The sequence below is a fragment of the Ruegeria sp. AB11 genome (genome assembly GCF_056536325.1).
The window spans coordinates 2,895,397-2,912,963 of record NZ_JBQFJO010000001.1; the positions used below are offsets into that span (position 1 = coordinate 2,895,397).

Consider the following 17,567-nt stretch of genomic DNA (forward strand, 5'->3'; position numbering starts at 1 on the left):
AAGATGTCTGATGGCCCCACCTATGGTTTCGACACGTTGCAGATTCACGCCGGGGCCCGCCCCGACCCCGCTACCGGCGCGCGTCAGACACCGATCTACCAGACTACGGCCTATGTGTTTCGCGATGCCGACCATGCTGCTGCATTGTTCAACTTGCAGGAAGTGGGGTTCATCTATTCGCGACTGACCAACCCGACCGTCGCCGTTTTGCAGGAACGCGTGGCAACGCTTGAGGGCGGCGTCGGCGCTGTCTGCTGTTCCTCGGGTCACGCGGCGCAGATCATGGCGCTATTCCCACTGATGGGTCCGGGCTGCAACGTGGTCGCCTCAACCCGCCTGTACGGGGGTACGGTCACGCAGTTTAGCCAGACCATCAAACGTTTCGGCTGGTCAGCCAAATTCGTCGACACCGACGATCTGGACGCCGTAAAAGCCGCCATCGACGAAAACACCCGCGCGGTGTTCTGCGAATCCATCGCCAACCCTGGCGGTTATGTCACTGACATCCGCGCGCTTGCGGACGTCGCAGACGCGGCTGGCATCCCGCTGATCGTCGACAACACCTCGGCCACGCCCTACCTGTGCCGTCCGATCGAGCATGGCGCGACTCTGGTCGTGCATTCAACCACCAAGTACCTGACCGGTAACGGCACGGTCACCGGCGGCTGCATCGTGGATTCGGGTAAGTTTGACTGGTCTGCGAATGACAAATTCCCCTCGCTCAGCGAGCCCGAGACTGCGTATCACGGGCTGAAATTCCACGAGACTTTCGGCCCGCTGGCCTTCACTTTCCACGGCATTGCAATCGGTCTGCGCGATCTGGGTATGACCATGAACCCGCAGGCAGCACATTATACCCTTATGGGGATCGAGACACTCTCACTGCGGATGGAGCGCCATGTCGAAAACGCCCAGAAGATCGCCGCCTGGCTGGAAGCGGATGATCGCGTGGACTACGTGACCTATGCAGGCCTTCCCTCGTCGCCTTATCATGATCGGGTCAAAGCGCATTACCCGCGCGGGGCCGGTGCGCTGTTCACATTTGCGGTCAAGGGCGGATATGACGCCTGCATCAAGCTGGTCAACGCGTTGGAAATCTTCAGTCATGTGGCCAACTTGGGCGATGCGCGCTCGCTGATCATCCACTCTGCCTCGACGACCCATCGTCAGTTGACGCCTGAGCAGCAGGAAGCTGCAGGCGCAGGCCCGGGAGTCGTGCGCGTCTCCATCGGCATCGAAGACGCAGACGATCTGATCGCCGATCTGGATCAAGCGCTGTCCAAGGCGAGCGCCTGAACAGATGGCAGGGCACAACACAAATGAACTGGGCCAGCCTATTGGCTTGCCGGTCACAGGCGAGTTTCCTCGCCCCACCCCGCCTTACACGCCGATGCAGGGCCGGTTCTGTTCTGTTGTGCCGCTAGATGTGAACCGGCATGCGCCCGGATTGTACCGGGCGTTTGCCAGTGACACGGATGGCCATAACTGGACCTATCTGCCTTATGGCCCCTTCGCCTCTGAGGCTGATTTCACCAACTGGGCGCAGAACAACTGCATGGACGCCGATCCCATGTTCCATACGGTGTTGGATGCCGACGAAACGCCGGTGGGTATGGCCTCGTATTTGCGTGTCGAACCAGCAGCGGGTGCCATCGAGGTGGGCCATATCCATTTCTCACCCCTGCTCCAACGCAAACCGCAATCAACCGAAGTGATGTATCTGATGATGCGACGGGTGTTCGATGAGCTTGGCTATCGCCGTTACGAATGGAAATGCGACGCTTTGAACGCACCCTCAAAGCGCGCGGCCGAACGCTTGGGATTTACGTTCGAAGGTATTTTCCGACAAGCGACCCATTACAAAGGGCGTAACCGGGATACCGCTTGGTTCTCGATTATCGACAGCGAATGGCCGCGCATTCGCGCAGCATTCGAGAATTGGCTTGCGCCGGGAAATTTCGATGCGGCGGGCCAGCAGCGACAACCGCTGCAAGCCCGCGTTGGAGCGTAGCTTAGTCCGCGATTTCGAACTCCATAGCGATATTGACCGATACAGAAATCTCTCCGCCCGCTACCGGAACGCCACCGGCGTCGGACATCGCCATTTCGCGCATCTGGGCCATCGGGCGAACGCCCCCACCGTGATCGTTTATCGAAATCACCGGACCCAAAGTCACGCCTGAGGCCTCGGCCAATTGTTGCGCCTTATCGGTTGCGTCTGCGACCGCTTTCGCGCGCGCTTCGGCCTCAAGCGGCTTAGGCTCCTGTACACTGAAGCTCAAGCCGCCAAAATCATTGGCCCCGTCCTTGATGACGGCGTCCATAATCTGACCCAGTTTATCCAAATCCCGAACCCGAACAGAAACGCGGTTTGAGGCTGTAAATCCGGTGATCCTGGGTGCTTCGTCGCTTGAGTTCCGGTGCCCAGACCAGACTGGTGACAACGACAGATCGCGGGTCTGCACATCACGTGATTCCAAGCCCATCTCATCCAACCGTTTTAGAATCTGTGTCACAGCGTCAGAGGTCGCCTGCATCGCAACCGATGCCTGGGCGTCCTGGTTCGTCACGCCAAGCGTGATGGTTGCCATATCTGGCGCAGCCAAGGCCGTTCCGGTTCCACTGACGGTGATGCGACGTTCTTCCGCATGGGCAGGCAACGCCGCGACGGCTGCGGTCATGGCAGCCAGAAAAGCAAGTGTCTTCAAGGTGATCTCTCCTTATGACTTGTCGCTAAGATGGGTGTCATACTCCGTACACGGCAAGGGGGAAACGCGCCTTTTTCTTTCCCTCGGCGAGTTCCTGCTCTAATCTCGTCGGGCAGACATCCAAGCGTTTGCATTGAAGCTGACAATTATGGTTCATCGCGATCATGAAACCCGCCTTTGTGCTGTCATTTTCTGAAAACGGTATTTCCTTGCATCACCAGTCGGATGGAGACTGGTACTGCATTGGCACGATCCCGTTGGATGCACCGGATTTCTCTGATCAGATCCGGACCCTGCGCGATCAGGGATTCGCACTAGAAAACAACCTAAGCTGCAAGCTCGTGATTCCTTCGGATCAGGTACGTCTTTTGACGGTCGATACCGATGGAATGGATACCGAAGCGGCAACGCAGAAAGTTGAAGAAACTTTAGCCTCAGCAACGCCATACCAGTTGTCCGAGCTGACCTTTGTCGCAACTCCGAACGGTTCAGACATTCACGTCGCGGCAGTCGCGCAGCAAACTTTGAAAGAAGCGCACTCATTTGCGGTGGAACATGGATTTATCCCAGAAGGGTTCTGGCTTAGTGCCAATGGTAAAGACGTTCTATCAGGGTCCGTTTACGAAGTGCCTGCGTCTGAGGTGGACTCCCAGTCAAATGAAATCAGCACTGCGCCCGTGGCCAAATCGCCGGAAGCCGCGCCTGAAGAGGCATCGAGTATTCCCATTCATCCCATCGCGGATACCGCTGATCCGACCGCTTTCCGTTCCGCTCAAAGCGCTGAATCGCCCACGATCTCTTCGTCGGTAGAGGTGAAAAAATATGTTATTCCGGCGGTTGCTGCATCCGTTCTATTGGGCATGGTACTTGGTCTCTGGTCACTGAACAGCGATGAACCTACAATCGATGCCCCAGAACCAGTCGTGGCAGAGGCGCCCGTTTTAGTTCCAGAGCCACAGCAAGATGTCCCGACAACCGTTGAACCCAGCGCACCAGATGTTGCGGAACTCGCAATTGAACCTGAACCCGCCGAGCCGAACACCGGTGATGAAACTGATCTGTCTGCAACTGATGAGGCCATTCTCGAAGCTTTGAAGGTTGCACCCGAACCGGTTGAAGAAATTGCTGGCCTGCCAGACTTCGGGGCAGAGTTTCATGACTTCACCGGGACCGCGCCTGTCGAACCGAACCCGTTGGCCGAACCACCGCTGGAACAGCTTGCTGATGTCTATCTAACTTCGGTTGATCGCGCTGATCTGTCGACCGACACCGTTGCCCTGCCACCACATGAAAGCCTCGAAACTGACGAAGCTTTTGAGTTGACTGCCCTGCCCGGCGCCGCGGGTCAGAGGTTTGAGTTGGACGAACGTGGTCTGGTGACGCCGACCGCAGAGGGCACTCTGAATCCAGCCGGTGTGATGGTCTACCTGGGCCGCCCTTCATCGGTGCCTCCGGAATCCCCTACACGGTTTGAGACAGAGCCCGTTGTTGTTGAAGAGGTTGACGAAAGGCTCGCATCAATCCGACCCCGCCCAAGGCCCGACAACCTTGTTGATCAATTCGAAAGACAACAATTGGGTGGCCGGTCTCGCCAGGAATTGGCTTCGGTGCGACCAAAACTGCGTCCGGAAAGCCTGCAATCCAAGCCCGAGGTTGACGAAACACCAACCGCTCTGGCGGTGGTTCGCGTTCCACGCCCCAAGCCACGCCCTGCGAATATCGCCGCATTGGTTGCCAAGAAACCCAGCACCCAAAGTGCTTCGCTGGGATCAACCGCGAATGTGGCAACCAGCAGTGATGAAGCCGGTTCTTTCCAGCCCAGGGCTGTTAAACCCAAGATACCAACAACCGCCTCGGTTGCGCGACAGGCAACCATCGATAATGCCATCAACCTACGCAAACTCAACCTGATCGGTGTATATGGCACCCCGGCCAATCGCCGTGCTCTGGTGCGCCTGCCCAGCGGACGCTATAAGAAGTTGAAAGTGGGTGATCGTATCGATGGTGGGAATGTCGTGGCCATTGGAGATAGCGAATTGCGCTATCAGAAACGCGGTAAGAACATCACCCTCAAGATGCCACGCGGATAAAAGAAGAGCGCCCTGTTTGGTAAACAGAGCGCTCAGTTATTTTCATTGATCTCAGATCAGGCGGCCGAAATCTCACCTGATTCAATCTGCTCGCGTTCAATCGATTCAAACAGGGCTTTGAAGTTACCCTCACCAAACCCGTCGTCGCCCTTGCGCTGAATGAATTCAAAGAAGATCGGGCCGATTACGGTTTTAGAGAAGATCTGAAGCAGGATCTTGGTCTCACCCCCATCAACAACGCCTTCGCCGTCGATCAGAATACCGTGCTTCATCATTCGATGCTTGGGCTCATCATGGCCAGACACACGGTCGTAAGACATGTCATAATATGTCTCGTTCGGGCCAGGCATGAACTTCAACCCCTTCTCGGCAATCGCATCGGTCGAGCCATAGATATCATCGCTACCCACCGCGATATGCTGGATACCCTCGCCATTGTATTTCTTTAGGTAAGAGACGATCTGCCCGGTTTCACCCCGGTCCTCATTGATCGGTATGCGGATGCGACCGCAAGGAGAAGTCAGCGCTCGGCTGAAAAGACCTGTATGTTTGCCCTGAATGTCAAAGAAGCGAATTTCGCGGAAGTTGAACAGGTCGCCGTAGAATTTGAACCACTTGTCCATGTTACCCTTGAATACGTTGTGGGTCAGGTGATCGAGGTAATAGAACCCATCACCGCGCGGTTTCGATTGCTCCAGCCACTCAAACTCCTCGTTATAGGGCGAGGTGTCATAATACTGATCGATGAAATAGATCAGCGAGCCACCGATACCTTTGATCGCCGGGACATTCATGGTCTTGTCGGCACCGTCATAGGGCTCGGCCCCTTTTGCAATCGCGTGCTCATAAGCCGTCTGCGCATCCACAACACGCCAGCCCATCGCAGGAGCGCAAGGACCATGCTCGGCGACGAATTTCGCGGCAAAGCTGTCGGGGTCCGCGTTCAGGATGTAGGTGACATCGCCCTGCTGCCACAGCTCGACCTTGGGGGTGTCGCGGTGGTAGCCGACATATTCGAACCCCATCCGCGCGAACAGATCGCGCAGTTCCTGCGGTTCGGGATGGGCGAATTCAACGAACTCAAACCCATCGGTGCCGGCGGGGTTTTCTTCGCTGATGACAGATTTCGGGGCGTTATGCGGGAAAGGACCCATGGCGCGTCTCCTTGGAAAACAGGAATTTCTTTGCTGATTCAAAAATACGCCTTATTCGGTGCTGTTTCTGCGCATTGTTTTCATGTAGACTGAATTTTAACGCGGAACATCCGCACGAAACGCACAAAAACCGGAGAATCACCGCACATGCTGGATGCAACAGACACACGACTGTTGTCAGCTTTGCAAAAAGATGCGCACCTGACGGCACATCAATTGGGTGAGATGTTAAACCTGTCGGCCAGTCAGGCGGGCCGCCGCCGACAGCGCCTTGAGGCTGAGGGCTATATCACCGGATATACGGCACGGCTGGATCCGCTGATGCTGGGATTGCAGGTTCAAGGGTTCATTCAGGTGCATCTGGGCACACATGGCCCCGAACAATCCGCCAGCTTCGCCCGCATGGTCGACACGCGCCCCGAGATCACGAGTGCCTGGACGATGACGGGTGAGGCAGATTACCTGCTTCACGTCTATTGTGACGACTTATCCGCACTCAATAGCTTGCTTCACGAAGTCATCCTGCCGCATCCTGCAGTGGCACGTGTGCAAAGCCAGATCGTGATGGACCAATTGAAACGCGACGCGCCGCTCCCAACCTGAGCGGATTTAAGAGGACAATAATGGACGAGTTCCTTTATCAGGCATCGATCTATTTGGCAGCAGCGGTGATCGCCGTTCCGTTATCCGCGCGTCTGGGCCTGGGTTCGGTGCTGGGATATCTGGCCGCCGGAATTGCAATCGGACCGATTCTGGGCCTTGTAGGCGCAGAAACAGAAAGCCTTCAACACGTCGCCGAGTTTGGCGTTGTCATGATGCTGTTCCTGATCGGGCTAGAGCTTGAGCCCCGCGCCCTATGGGACATGCGCGACAAGTTGTTGGGGCTGGGCGGGCTGCAGGTTGGCCTGTCCACCGCCGCGATCGCAGCTGTGGCGTTCTACGCGGGCCATCAATGGTCGGTGGCGCTGGCTGTAGGCCTTACGTTGTCACTGTCTTCCACCGCTATCGTTCTGCAAACCTTGTCCGAAAAGGGGTTGATGCAGACCAATGGCGGGCGAGCCACATTTTCGGTTCTGTTGACGCAAGATATCGCCGTCATACCTATTTTGGCCTTTCTGCCCCTTCTTGCACTGCCTGCCAGCGTCCACATAGAAGACGATGGCTCGATCAATCGAGGTGTGGATTCCGCCCACGGAGCCGATCATCACGCCACACTTTCGCTGGTCGAGGGTTTGCCCGGTTGGGCCGTCACGCTGGTTACAATCGGAGTGGTCGCCTTTGTCGTGTTGGCGGGAATCTACCTGACCCGCCCCCTTTTCCGTTTCATCCACGCCACCCGCCTGCGCGAGATGTACACAGCACTGGCGTTGATGATCGTGGTTGGCATCTCGTTCTTGATGACTCTGGTGGGCCTTTCCCCCGCCCTTGGCGCGTTTCTTGCGGGCGTTGTTCTGGCCAGTTCGGAATTCCGGCATGAGATGGAAAGCGACCTTGAGCCCTTCAAAGGTCTGCTGCTGGGTCTGTTCTTCATCACCGTTGGTGCCGGGATCGATGTGGGCTATTTCTTCGCCGATCCATTTGATCTGATCGGGCTGGCGCTACTTGTGATCTTGGCCAAAGGTATCATTCTGTTCATCGTTGGGCGTGCTTTCAAACTACGTGGACGTGATCACTGGCTGTTTACTTTGGGATTGGCCCAGGCTGGCGAGTTTGGGTTTGTACTGCTGGCATTCTCGACACAGCAAAACGTGATCCCTCCGGGCTTATCGCAAAAACTGCTTATGATCATCGCCCTGACCATGCTGATCACCCCTCTGCTGTTTATCCTCTACGATCTGCTTTCTCGCTATATCGGCGAGAGCAAGCCAAAGGTCGAACCAGATGAGATTGATGAGAGAGGGCCTGTCATAATTGCCGGGATCGGTCGCTTTGGCCAGATCGTGAATCGCCTGGTACAGGCAAGCGGATTCAAGACCGTGGTTCTAGATCACGACATTGAAACCATCCAGCTTATGCGCCGGTTTGGCGTCAAAGGATTCTTGGGCGATCCGACGCGTCCCGAACTGCTGCGCGCCGCCGGAATTGAAAAAGCCTCGGTTTTGGTCGCGGCCATGGATGATTACAAACAGGTCACTCGTCTGGTCGGATATGCGCGCCGCCAGCGGCCTGACCTGCACATCATCGCTCGGGCGCGAGATCGCACTCATGTTTACGAACTCTATCAAGCCGGGGCCAATGACATCGTGCGCGAAATGTTCGATGGGTCACTACGTGCGGGTCGCTATGTTCTCGAGAATATCGGCCTTAGTGAATATGAAGCCGCGCAAGCAGAACAAACTTTCTATCACCACGACCGAGGATCGGTGCGCGAGTTGGCAGAGCTGTGGATACCCGGCATGCCCACGGCAGAAAACAAAAAATATATCGAGCGTGCGCGGCAACTTGAAAAAGATCTGGAAACCGCGCTGCTGGAACTGGCTGAGGAACACGCCAAGAAGTCGGCTTAACCGTCTGTAACTCCGGCCTCGGCAAACGTTGCCATGCCGGAATGACAGGCCACGGCGCTTTTAAGAATGTTGATCGCCAGTGCCCCGCCCGAACCTTCGCCCAAGCGCAAGCCAAGGCTTAGCAACGGTTCCTTACCTAGCTTGTTCAGCATTGCGGAATGTGCACCTTCGGCACTTTGATGGCCCGCAACAGTGTGATCCAGCGCAGTGTCCGAAAGTTGCGCCAAACAGGCCGCCGCTGCCGTACAGATGAATCCGTCCAGAATGACTGGAATGCGCAATACACGTGCAGCGGCAATCGCCCCTGCCATGGCCGCAATCTCGCGCCCGCCTAGGCATTGAAGGATATGCAGACCGTCGCCATGACCGTGCAGGGCGACGCCTTCGGCAACAACGCGTGTTTTGTTCACCAACCCTGCATCATCTACGCCTGTGCCGCGCCCGGTCCAGTCAGATGCATCTCCGCCAAACAGTGCGCAGGCGATGGCGGCTGCAGGGGTGGTGTTGCCGATACCCATCTCTCCCACAACCAGCAGATCAGCCTGTGGATCGACGGCTTGCCAGCCTGTGCGCAGCGCGCGCAGCAATTCATCTTCGCTCATCGCGGGGGCTTGGGTGAAATCTGCGGTCGGACAGTCAAGATCCAACGCATGCACATCCATTTTCGCGCCAGCGGCCTTGGCCAGTTGATTAATCGCAGCACCGCCGTGTTCGAAATTCATGACCATCTGAACAGTGACCTCAGATGGAAACGCTGAAACACCCTGCGCCGTCACGCCGTGGTTGCCAGCAAACACGATGACCTGAGGCGCGTTGATCTGTGGCTGCGCATCCCCACGCCAGCCCGCATACCATATCGCCAAATCCTCAAGCCGTCCCAAGGCTCCGGGTGGTTTGGTTAGTTGGCCGTTGCGCTCTTGCGCGCCCTGCACGGCAGAAGTATCCGGACCGGCCGCACCGGTTAGCGCGTCGCGGAAACTGTTCAAATCGTCGAGTTCAGGCAGCATTGAAAGCCTCGTTGCATCAGAGTGGTCCTGTGTGTTTAACCAAACCTGACAAAGCAACAAGACCCTGAAAGGCCTGGGAGTGACCAAAAACGACACCGCCCTATTTTCCATTCTGGATATCAACGTGGCTTTGATCCTGTTGACACGGCTGCCATGGCCCAGCCCACCCAAAGATGCGTTCGCCCGACAGTCACGCGCCGTCTGGGCATTTCCGCTTGCAGGGCTGATCGTTGGTGCCCTTGCGTGTGGTATCGGGTGGATCGCAATCTGGGCGCAGTTGCCCGTTTTTGCTGTCGCAGGCCTGATTGTTGCCACGCTGATTGCAACCACGGGCGCGATGCACGAAGACGGGTTGGCCGATACGTTCGATGGCCTTTGGGGAGGGTTCACGCCCGAGCGGCGGCTCGAGATCATGAAGGACAGCCATATCGGCACCTACGGCGTGCTGGCACTGCTGCTATTTCAGATTCTACGTATTACAGCCATTGCAGCCCTTGTTGGCGCCGAGATGATGACAGGCGTGCTGGTTGCATGTGTGTTTTCCCGGTCTCTCATGCCCGCCTTGATGACTTTTCTAAAAAATGCACGGCACTCAGGGCTAAGCCATTCAGTCGGCTCGCCACCGGTATCGACGGTTTTGGCGGGGTTGGCAGTGGCAGCATTGTTGGCATTGGGTTTATTAGGCGCTCTGGCGTTGATCCCAATGCTTTTTGCGATGATCGCCAGCCTGATTGTGGCGAAGATCGCCAAGGCCAAGATCGGAGGTCAGACCGGCGACATTCTGGGGGCGACGCAGCAGATAACCGAGATCACATTCCTGCTGACGCTGATCGCTTTGATCTAACTGGCACCCCCCGTCGCGATCCGCAGCGTCGCGCCGCAGTGCTTGCAATGCACAGCGTCCGGGTCGTGGCGAAACAGACCACAGCTGGGGCATTTGTAACGCACTTTCTGCGGCATGAAGATCGCCTGCGCCAGACGCACGAACAGGGCCACACCAACAACCATGATGAAAACCGAAAACAGCTTACCGCCCGGCGTCGACAACGTGATGTCACCAAACCCAGTTGTCGTCAGTGTGGCCATCGTGAAATACAACGCGTCAATATAGGGCGTCTGGGTGTCTTCCGGCACAAAAAAGACCAATACAGCGGTCGAAGTCGCAAAGACAAAGACCAGCAAATTGATTGCAGCGATCACCGCGTCTTCATGGGTTCGGAAAAACCTGCTGTCACGCCGCAAATCCCTGAGCAAATGGTATGAATGAATCAAACGCAAGGCGCGCAGAATGCGCAGAAACGCCAGGTTGCCGGTCAGAAACGGATCAAGGAAAAGCGAAACGATAACAACAATATCCGCCAGCGTGTAAATCTGACGCAGTAGCTTCCAACGATCTTTCGATATCCAAAGCCGGGCTGAAAAATCCATGAGAATGAGCACACCGACACCAATACTTGCTGCGGTGATTCCCGGACCGTGCGGAATATGCGCGGTCGCAACAAAGAACACGATCGTTGCGATGTCGAACAGGATCAGACCATATCGAAACCAGACCGAAATCGGGTCGTGGCTGATGTATAGAAACTTCACAGCCTGCTTCATCTTTACCCCGTATCAGCCTAATATTCAGAGAAAAATACCCTGAAACGACTACAGCACCAAGCGACGGTTCATAAAAAAAGCCGCCCCGATACCGGAGCGGCTTTGAAATGGGTGGTGCCTTTGATCAGGCAGCGCGCGAGGTCAGCACCTCATCCACCTGCTTGGCGGCCGAGATTTCATCTGCACCAGACACTGCAGCAACTTCGCGGGTCAGACGCTCAAGCGCGGCCTCATAAAGCTGACGTTCGGAATAGCTCTGCTCGCGTTGGTCGTCGGTGCGGTGCAGGTCACGGACCACCTCAGCGATCGAGATCAGATCACCCGAGTTGATCTTTTGCTCATACTCCTGCGCCCGACGCGACCACATGGCGCGCTTGACCTTGGCCTTGCCTTTAAGCGTTTTCATGGCCTGACTGATCACATCAGGTGAGCTGAGCGAGCGCAGGCCGGATTCGGTGACCTTGTTGGTTGGCACGCGCAGCGTCATCTTGTCTTTTTCAAAGGAGATTACGAACAGCTCAAGCGAGAAGCCTGCAACCTCCTGCTCTTCGATCGATACGATCTGACCTACACCGTGAGCCGGGTAGACGACATAATCGTTCGGGCGGAACTCAAGCTTTTTCGATTTCGACATTCAGATTTATCCTTCATTACTGATCGGGATATGAGACGACAAAAAGACCACAGCCGAGGCCCTAAACGGCCCCGTCAGGCGGCTTTTTTGTCATAAAATCAGAACTCCAAAGCGAGCATACTTACGGAGCACATCCCAATCACAGTCATCATTTGACCCCAAGTATATCACAAAATTGCGACACTCAAAAGACCGACCTGTGGCAAATGGGAGATTCCCTTTTTACCTCAATGTATTATAGCGTAGATTGTTGTCTAACGTACGGTTAGGGGCCGCCGAATCGGTTAACCACCTTCGCCGGGTGCTTCCGAGAAATATTTCTCCATCTTGCCTTCTTCGCCGTCGCGTTCCTCGGCCTCGGGCAAGGGGTCTTTCTTAGTCACAATCACCGGCCACATTTCCGAGTATTTCCGGTTGAACTCGACCCACTGCTCCATCCCCGGCTCGGTATCGGGGCGAATTGCGTCGGCGGGGCATTCGGGTTCGCAAACACCGCAGTCGATGCATTCGTCGGGGTGAATGACCAGTGTATTCTCACCTTCGTAGAAACAATCCACCGGACATACCTCGACACAGTCGGTGTATTTGCAGCCAATGCAGTTTTCGGTGACAACGTAGGTCATTTTGGAATTCCCGTTTGCGCTTTGGCGACTAGCTAATCCAGTCTGACCGCCTCTTCAAGGTCAGATCACCCCTTTGGGGTGCGAGAAAGATCAAGCGCGCGCCTTTCCTTCTTGGTTGGACGACCTTTTCCTTCAAATCCGGGATTCTTGGGCGGTGCATCCTGCTTTTCGGTCATATCGAAGTACAAACCTTGCGCCTCGGGGGCCGGGCCGCGGCGCTCTCCGAGCGCTTCGATACGCACAACGCGGACGATCCGCCCCTGGGCAAAGGTTAGGACGTCCCCGGGTGCCACGGCCTGCGCCGGTTTCAGCACCCGGTTTCCGTTTAGTCTAACATGGCCGCAGCTGACCTGTTTGGCGGCCAGGCTACGGGTCTTGAAGAACCGCGCCTGCCACAACCATTTGTCGATCCGCAGCTTGGCCTCGGCCATCGCGGATCAGTTACCGTCCTTCAGACCCATCAGCGCTGCTGCGAACGGGTTGTCGGGATCGATGGCCTTTTCCTTCTTGGGCGGCCGAGACGAGAAGGACTTGGCACCCTGAGGTTTGCCACCTTTCTTACCATGCGGCTTGCGACCATCTTGCGGCTTACCACGCGGCTTGCCTTTACCCTGCCCCTGCTCGCGACGTGGGCCACGGTTTTGCTGGCGCTGGCGACCCCAGGTGAAGGTATAGAACACCTCGACCTCGGGTTCGTCCGCAGCAGATGTCTCGTCTGCCGTCTCGGTGCTGTCGGTGGTCTCGGCTGACGCCTCGGCGGGTGTCGCGACGTCTTCGGTCGGCGCATCTGGCGCAGAGTTATCTTCAGCGACAGGTTGCTCGGGCGCGTCTGTCGTAGTTTCGGGTGCGATTTCGACCGGTACTGGCTTCACTTTCTCACGTTCGCCACGTTCAGCCTTGTAGCCCAGCCCCTGCATCAGGTCGGCAAACTGATCCAACGTCATACCAGTGATCGACAGCATATCAGGCTTGGCTTCGAAACCACCCCGGCTGTCCTCGGACCGCAACATGTCGGCCAAACGTTCCAGCATGTCGATCCGGATCGAGCGTTCGCCGGCATCACGATAACCGCACATGGTGTCATAGCCCTGCGGCGCATCCTTTGCGACGGGCACGGTGACCAACCCCGGAGGCGGCGCTTCGGGGAACTCCTGCAGACCGCTCGACAGCGCCCAAAGCACCAGACGCAGACGCGTCGGCGCAGGTTTCAACAGCAGTGGCATGAAGATGGTGAATTGACCAAAACGGATGCCGTGCTTGCGCAGCGCGCCGCGCGCGTCCTGATCCAGATCCTTGACCTCTTGCGCGACCTGCGCACGGGGCAGCACGCCAAGCGCCTCAACCATGCGGAATGCAAAGCCTTTGGCAAGACCGGTCAGTTCCTCGTCGCGCGACAGATTCAGCAGCGGCTCAAACAGCGCCGCCACTTTGCGGTCGATGAAATGCTGCAACCGGCGCTGCACTTTCTGTTCGACGTCCGGGCCTGCAGCCTCATCGACAAAAACTTCGACCACTGGCTTGAGAGGCTCGGCTCCGGCAACCAGCTTGCCGACAGCATATTCGCCCCACATCAGTCCGCCCTGATCGGTGAAATCTATTTCGGTATCGGGCGCGTTGTAGAAGCGATCGGCACGCAGATGGAATTGCGGCGCGAGTGCTTGCAAAGAGGCCGATTTCAAAGCTTTCGCCTCGGTTCCTTGCGCGCTTTTGTCCGGTGAAAACCGGAACCCTTCCAGACGACCGACGAATTCGCCTTCGACGGTCACTTCACCCTTGTCATTTACTTCGGCCAAAAGGGCCTCCTTCTGTTTGAGCCGGCGCAGCAAAACAGATGTACGCCGGTCCACAAATCGTTGGGTCAGACGGTCATGCAGAGCGTCCGACAGCCTGTCTTCTACAGTGCGCGTCTCATCACGCCAATGGGATTCGTCACGCACCCATCCGTTTCGTTGCGCAACATATGTCCAAGTGCGAATATATGCCAACCTTTTGGACAGCGCATCAATATCCCCATCCGTACGGTCGATCCGGCGGATTTGCCGCGCCATGAAATCGTCAGGGATGGATCCGCGCTCATGCAGGTGGCCATAGATCACCTCGAGCAGGCTGGCGTGTTCCGCATGGCTGATACCGCGAAAATCAGGAATTCGGCATACATCCCACAGCAAGCGTACCGATGGTCCATCGCTGGCACGGGCGACAACTTCGGTGACTTGGGACAAAGATTTCAGAACGTTCAGGTCGTCGGCGGGCCGCGCCTTGATCAGGTGCTCATTGTCGGGGCTGACCTCAAGCGAGTCGATCAATGCCTCGATCGTGCCAAACCGCAAGGCGGCATTCCGCCAGTTCAGCTTCTTCATCGGCGTGAACCGGCTGTCCATAATGGCTTGGGCCACGCCTTCATCCAGCGGAGGAGCCTCACCGGTCACGCCAAAAGTGCCATCTGACATTCCACGCCCGGCCCGTCCTGCGATCTGGGCCAGTTCATTGGGCGCCAAAGGCCGCATTCGGCGGCCATCGAACTTGGTCAGGGATGAGAACGCCACATGGTTTACATCCAGGTTCAAACCCATGCCGATGGCATCGGTGGCCACCAGATAATCAACCTCGCCGTTCTGGTAGAGGTCAACCTGCGCATTCCGCGTGCGAGGGCTGAGCGCCCCCATGACCACCGCCGCCCCGCCCTTCTGACGACGCAGCAATTCCGCGATGGCGTAGACATTGTCGACCGAGAACCCGACAATCGCGCTGCGCGAGGGCATTCGGCTGATCTTTTTGCTTCCAGAATAGACCAGTTGAGACATCCGCTCGCGCCGGACAAACTGCGCCTCGGGAACAAGCTCGGCAATCGCACCCCGCATGGTGTCAGAGCCGAGGAACAACGTCTCATTCGTTCCACGCGAGCGCAGCAGACGGTCGGTAAAAACATGACCGCGTTCAGGGTCGGCACAGAGCTGGATTTCGTCGATAGCAACGAAATCGGCGCCCATTCCTTCGGGCATCGCCTCGACCGTGCAGACCCAATATTGCGCCCGCGGCGGCACGATACGTTCCTCGCCCGTGACCAGCGCAACGACGGAGGGTCCGCGAATGGCGACGATCTTGTCATAAACCTCGCGTGCCAACAGACGCAGGGGCAAGCCGATCACACCTGTCCGGTACCCCAGCATACGTTCAATCGCGTAATGGGTTTTACCTGTGTTCGTTGGGCCAAGTACGGCCACGATTCGGGATGACCCGCTCACCTTCGCCCCCTGCGCCCTGAGACTTACAGCGCCTTGCCTTCAACCTGAGGCTTCAGCCGATTCACGGCATTGGTTACTTCTTCATGATGGGGATGTATAGCCAATGCGCGCGAATAGGCCTCGAACGCCTGCTCGGGCTTACCTACAATCTCGAAGATCAGCCCAAGGCCATAGATAGCCTCATAATTGTTTGGGTTAAGGGTCAAAGCGTGTTCGAGATCCGCAGCTGCCATACCAAACCGTTCAATGCCGAAAAAAGCCGATGCACGCACGTGCCAGCCTTCGGCGAATCCAGGTGCGTGATCAGTGAGCGCTGTCAGATGGTCTAGAGCAGCCTCGACATCGCCATCATCCAACGCCTCTCGCCCGCGCTCAAGCAGCAAATCAGCCGAGGCCGAACCGGATTGTGACCACAGCGCCTGCAATTGCCGATCCAAACCAATGGCCTGCTCGGGCGTCGATTGCGCCAGTTGCTGCAACAGCTCCGCCTCGTCGCGCGAATCCGCCTCTTGCGCAGTACAAGTGGTGGAAAACGTGACTATGACGGCAAGTGCCGCGACGGTACGTTTGAGATTGGTGATTGCAATACCCATAACAATGGTCAGTGTAGCGTTGCGACCGGGGATGTCCATTCACGGCGCATGAACAATATGAGGAAGACCATGAGCGATATTCTGGAAAAAGCCGCGGCGGCGTTGAATGAGAAGCTGTCGGGCGGCGATTTCGACGCGTCGGCCAAGTTTGCCATCGCCGATCTGGGATCTATCATCCTTGATGCAAGCGGTGCGCGCGTCAGCGACGACGAGGCTGATGTGACCCTCAGCGCCGATGCGGACACCTTTGAACAAATCCTCAGCGGCGACCTTAACCCAACCGGTGCATTCATGTCCGGCAAGCTGAGCGTTGACGGAGACATGGGAATTGCAATGAAACTCGCCTCAGTGCTGGCCTGATGGAGTTTTCGCCGGCCCCCTTATTCGAAGACGTGGCCGGCGGCCCTGCTGGTGGAGTGGCCCATTGGCTGACCACCGAAGACGGCAAACGCATCCGCGTGGCACATTGGCTGCCCGAAGGCGATGCGCGCGGCACGGTGATGCTGTTCCCCGGTCGTACGGAATATATCGAAAAATACGGTGATACCGCCAAAGAATTCGTGAGCCGGGGATTTGCCTGTCTTTCTGTTGACTGGCGCGGACAAGGTCTAGCGGATCGTTTGCTGGATGATCCGAGAATCGGTCATGTAGAACAATTCACTGATTATCAGCATGACGTTCGATCCACCCTGGCACTCGCCACGCAACTGGAATTGCCCAAACCCTGGTTTGTGATCGGTCACTCGATGGGTGGTGCCATTGGGTTGCGCGCGGTTCTGGAAGGAGATGACTTCGCTGCTTGTGCCTTCACAGGGCCGATGTGGGGTATTTTCTTTACACCGATCATGAAGCCTCTCAGCCAGTTGACCGCCTATTGGGGGCCGCGCCTGGGGTTGGGAGAGAAAAAGCCGCCCACAACTTCGCTGGAAAGCTATGTGGTGTCGCAACCTTTCGAAGGAAACGTGCTGACGCGCGATCCGGCGATGTACCGAATGATGCAAGACCAGCTGGCCGCGCATCCCGAGCTGGCTTTGGGGGCACCATCCACCATCTGGCTGCGCGAGGCGCTGGATGAATGCACCTGGCTGATGGAACAGGCTGCGCCCGACATCCCTGCCCTGACCTTCTTGGGCAGTCACGAACAGATTGTGGATCGCAAAGCGATCCGAGCCCGGATGGCCGACTGGCCTAGCGGTACTCTGGTCGAGATTCCCAACGGCGAACACGAGGTTCTGATGGAGGCACCCGAGGTGCGCGGTCCGGTCTTTGATCAGCTGGCGGCACATTTCGCGGCCGCTGCGGCGAAATCAAAACCCGAACCCTGCCTATAGGGCGCGCGCCGAACTGGTTGCTTGTGATCCGGACACTCCGCGCCTAAATGTTTGCCAACGCTGTTTATTCGAG

17 protein-coding genes are annotated in these 17,567 nt (G+C 57.0%); 8 read left to right on the forward strand and 9 right to left on the reverse strand.

Annotated elements, in window-relative coordinates; all coding sequences use genetic code 11:
* Positions 1–3 precede the first annotated feature (3 nt).
* Together ACR3EJ_RS14505 and ACR3EJ_RS14510 are read left to right on the forward strand one after the other, a co-directional pair.
* A complete protein-coding gene (locus ACR3EJ_RS14505; protein WP_010439425.1) occupies positions 4–1,296 on the forward strand; it encodes an O-acetylhomoserine aminocarboxypropyltransferase/cysteine synthase family protein in 1,293 nt (430 codons plus the stop codon).
* A gap of 4 nt (positions 1,297–1,300) precedes the next feature.
* The gene (locus tag ACR3EJ_RS14510; protein ID WP_170539136.1) at positions 1,301–2,011 is read left to right on the forward strand and encodes a GNAT family N-acetyltransferase; all 711 of its coding nucleotides are present in this window, start codon (positions 1,301–1,303) and stop codon (positions 2,009–2,011) included.
* A 1-nt stretch (position 2,012) separates the two neighbouring features.
* Here the strand turns inward: ACR3EJ_RS14510 and ACR3EJ_RS14515 are convergent, their stop codons facing one another.
* On the reverse strand, positions 2,013–2,708 hold the full coding sequence (locus tag ACR3EJ_RS14515) for an SIMPL domain-containing protein (protein WP_170539134.1): 696 nt from the start codon (positions 2,706–2,708) through the stop codon (positions 2,013–2,015).
* A 164-nt stretch (positions 2,709–2,872) separates the two neighbouring features.
* Here ACR3EJ_RS14515 and ACR3EJ_RS14520 point away from each other — a divergent pair, with 164 nt between their 5' ends.
* Positions 2,873–4,798: a hypothetical protein gene (locus ACR3EJ_RS14520; RefSeq protein WP_170539132.1), complete on the forward strand. Its 1,926-nt coding sequence runs from the start codon at positions 2,873–2,875 to the stop codon at positions 4,796–4,798.
* A 56-nt stretch (positions 4,799–4,854) separates the two neighbouring features.
* On the opposite strand, the gene hppD is transcribed toward ACR3EJ_RS14520, so the two are convergent.
* A complete protein-coding gene (gene hppD, locus ACR3EJ_RS14525) occupies positions 4,855–5,952 on the reverse strand; it encodes a 4-hydroxyphenylpyruvate dioxygenase (RefSeq protein ID WP_170539129.1) in 1,098 nt (365 codons plus the stop codon).
* A 147-nt stretch (positions 5,953–6,099) separates the two neighbouring features.
* Between hppD and ACR3EJ_RS14530 the strand changes: the two genes are divergently transcribed.
* Positions 6,100–6,555 (forward strand): Lrp/AsnC family transcriptional regulator, encoded by a 456-nt coding sequence (locus tag ACR3EJ_RS14530; RefSeq protein WP_170469462.1) that lies wholly within the window; start codon positions 6,100–6,102, stop codon positions 6,553–6,555.
* 20 nt (positions 6,556–6,575) lie between these two features.
* Positions 6,576–8,459, forward strand: coding sequence for a monovalent cation:proton antiporter-2 (CPA2) family protein (locus ACR3EJ_RS14535; RefSeq protein ID WP_170539127.1), 1,884 nt, complete (start codon positions 6,576–6,578; stop codon positions 8,457–8,459).
* Here ACR3EJ_RS14535 and cobT read toward each other — a convergent pair.
* Entirely contained in the window at positions 8,456–9,466 is a 1,011-nt protein-coding gene (gene cobT / locus ACR3EJ_RS14540; protein WP_170539125.1) for a nicotinate-nucleotide--dimethylbenzimidazole phosphoribosyltransferase, read from the reverse strand. The genes ACR3EJ_RS14535 and cobT overlap by 4 nt on opposite strands.
* Positions 9,467–9,545: 79 nt before the next feature.
* On the opposite strand from cobT, the gene cobS reads away from it, so the two are divergent.
* Positions 9,546–10,310 (forward strand): adenosylcobinamide-GDP ribazoletransferase, encoded by a 765-nt coding sequence (gene cobS, locus ACR3EJ_RS14545; RefSeq protein ID WP_170539123.1) that lies wholly within the window; start codon positions 9,546–9,548, stop codon positions 10,308–10,310.
* Here cobS and ACR3EJ_RS14550 read toward each other — a convergent pair.
* From ACR3EJ_RS14550 to ACR3EJ_RS14575, 6 genes are all read right to left on the reverse strand, one after another.
* On the reverse strand, positions 10,307–11,068 hold the full coding sequence (locus ACR3EJ_RS14550; RefSeq protein ID WP_170469450.1) for an ion channel: 762 nt from the start codon (positions 11,066–11,068) through the stop codon (positions 10,307–10,309). The two genes, cobS and ACR3EJ_RS14550, sit on opposite strands and share 4 nt — an antisense overlap.
* 124 nt (positions 11,069–11,192) lie before the next feature.
* Entirely contained in the window at positions 11,193–11,702 is a 510-nt protein-coding gene (locus ACR3EJ_RS14555) for a CarD family transcriptional regulator (RefSeq protein ID WP_010439402.1), read from the reverse strand.
* Positions 11,703–11,986: 284 nt separating this feature from the next.
* Complete coding sequence (gene fdxA, locus ACR3EJ_RS14560; RefSeq protein WP_010439399.1) at positions 11,987–12,325, reverse strand: ferredoxin FdxA; 339 nt, start codon at positions 12,323–12,325, stop codon at positions 11,987–11,989.
* 65 nt (positions 12,326–12,390) lie between these two features.
* Positions 12,391–12,756, reverse strand: a complete 366-nt coding sequence (locus tag ACR3EJ_RS14565) for an RNA-binding S4 domain-containing protein (RefSeq protein WP_170539121.1) — start codon at positions 12,754–12,756, stop codon at positions 12,391–12,393.
* Positions 12,757–12,762: 6 nt separating this feature from the next.
* Complete coding sequence (locus ACR3EJ_RS14570; protein ID WP_170539119.1) at positions 12,763–15,570, reverse strand: helicase-related protein; 2,808 nt, start codon at positions 15,568–15,570, stop codon at positions 12,763–12,765.
* Positions 15,571–15,593: 23 nt separating this feature from the next.
* Positions 15,594–16,202 carry a tetratricopeptide repeat protein gene (locus tag ACR3EJ_RS14575; protein WP_170539118.1) on the reverse strand — a complete coding sequence of 203 codons (609 nt, stop codon included), beginning with the start codon at positions 16,200–16,202 and terminating at the stop codon, positions 15,594–15,596.
* Positions 16,203–16,232: 30 nt separating this feature from the next.
* On the opposite strand from ACR3EJ_RS14575, the gene ACR3EJ_RS14580 reads away from it, so the two are divergent.
* Both ACR3EJ_RS14580 and ACR3EJ_RS14585 read left to right on the forward strand, forming a co-directional pair.
* Positions 16,233–16,523: an SCP2 sterol-binding domain-containing protein gene (locus ACR3EJ_RS14580; RefSeq protein ID WP_010439389.1), complete on the forward strand. Its 291-nt coding sequence runs from the start codon at positions 16,233–16,235 to the stop codon at positions 16,521–16,523.
* The gene (locus ACR3EJ_RS14585) at positions 16,523–17,494 is read left to right on the forward strand and encodes an alpha/beta hydrolase (RefSeq protein ID WP_170539116.1); all 972 of its coding nucleotides are present in this window, start codon (positions 16,523–16,525) and stop codon (positions 17,492–17,494) included. Before ACR3EJ_RS14580 ends, ACR3EJ_RS14585 begins: the two co-directional genes overlap by 1 nt.
* Positions 17,495–17,567 lie beyond the last annotated feature (73 nt).

Excerpts from the sequence above, each read along its gene's own strand:
- hppD (WP_170539129.1), bottom strand. The coding sequence starts at position 5,952 with ATGGGTCCTTTCCCGCATAACGCCCCGAAATCTGTCATCAGCGAAGAA.
- ACR3EJ_RS14585 (WP_170539116.1), top strand. The coding sequence starts at position 16,523 with ATGGAGTTTTCGCCGGCCCCCTTATTCGAAGACGTGGCCGGCGGCCCT.
- fdxA (WP_010439399.1), bottom strand. The coding sequence starts at position 12,325 with ATGACCTACGTTGTCACCGAAAACTGCATTGGCTGCAAATACACCGAC.
- cobT (WP_170539125.1), bottom strand. The coding sequence starts at position 9,466 with ATGCTGCCTGAACTCGACGATTTGAACAGTTTCCGCGACGCGCTAACC.
- ACR3EJ_RS14535 (WP_170539127.1), top strand. The coding sequence starts at position 6,576 with ATGGACGAGTTCCTTTATCAGGCATCGATCTATTTGGCAGCAGCGGTG.
- ACR3EJ_RS14580 (WP_010439389.1), top strand. The coding sequence starts at position 16,233 with ATGAGCGATATTCTGGAAAAAGCCGCGGCGGCGTTGAATGAGAAGCTG.
- ACR3EJ_RS14555 (WP_010439402.1), bottom strand. The coding sequence starts at position 11,702 with ATGTCGAAATCGAAAAAGCTTGAGTTCCGCCCGAACGATTATGTCGTC.
- ACR3EJ_RS14565 (WP_170539121.1), bottom strand. The coding sequence starts at position 12,756 with ATGGCCGAGGCCAAGCTGCGGATCGACAAATGGTTGTGGCAGGCGCGG.
- ACR3EJ_RS14505 (WP_010439425.1), top strand. The coding sequence starts at position 4 with ATGTCTGATGGCCCCACCTATGGTTTCGACACGTTGCAGATTCACGCC.
- ACR3EJ_RS14510 (WP_170539136.1), top strand. The coding sequence starts at position 1,301 with ATGGCAGGGCACAACACAAATGAACTGGGCCAGCCTATTGGCTTGCCG.
- ACR3EJ_RS14575 (WP_170539118.1), bottom strand. The coding sequence starts at position 16,202 with ATGGACATCCCCGGTCGCAACGCTACACTGACCATTGTTATGGGTATT.
- ACR3EJ_RS14550 (WP_170469450.1), bottom strand. The coding sequence starts at position 11,068 with ATGAAGCAGGCTGTGAAGTTTCTATACATCAGCCACGACCCGATTTCG.
- ACR3EJ_RS14530 (WP_170469462.1), top strand. The coding sequence starts at position 6,100 with ATGCTGGATGCAACAGACACACGACTGTTGTCAGCTTTGCAAAAAGAT.
- ACR3EJ_RS14520 (WP_170539132.1), top strand. The coding sequence starts at position 2,873 with ATGAAACCCGCCTTTGTGCTGTCATTTTCTGAAAACGGTATTTCCTTG.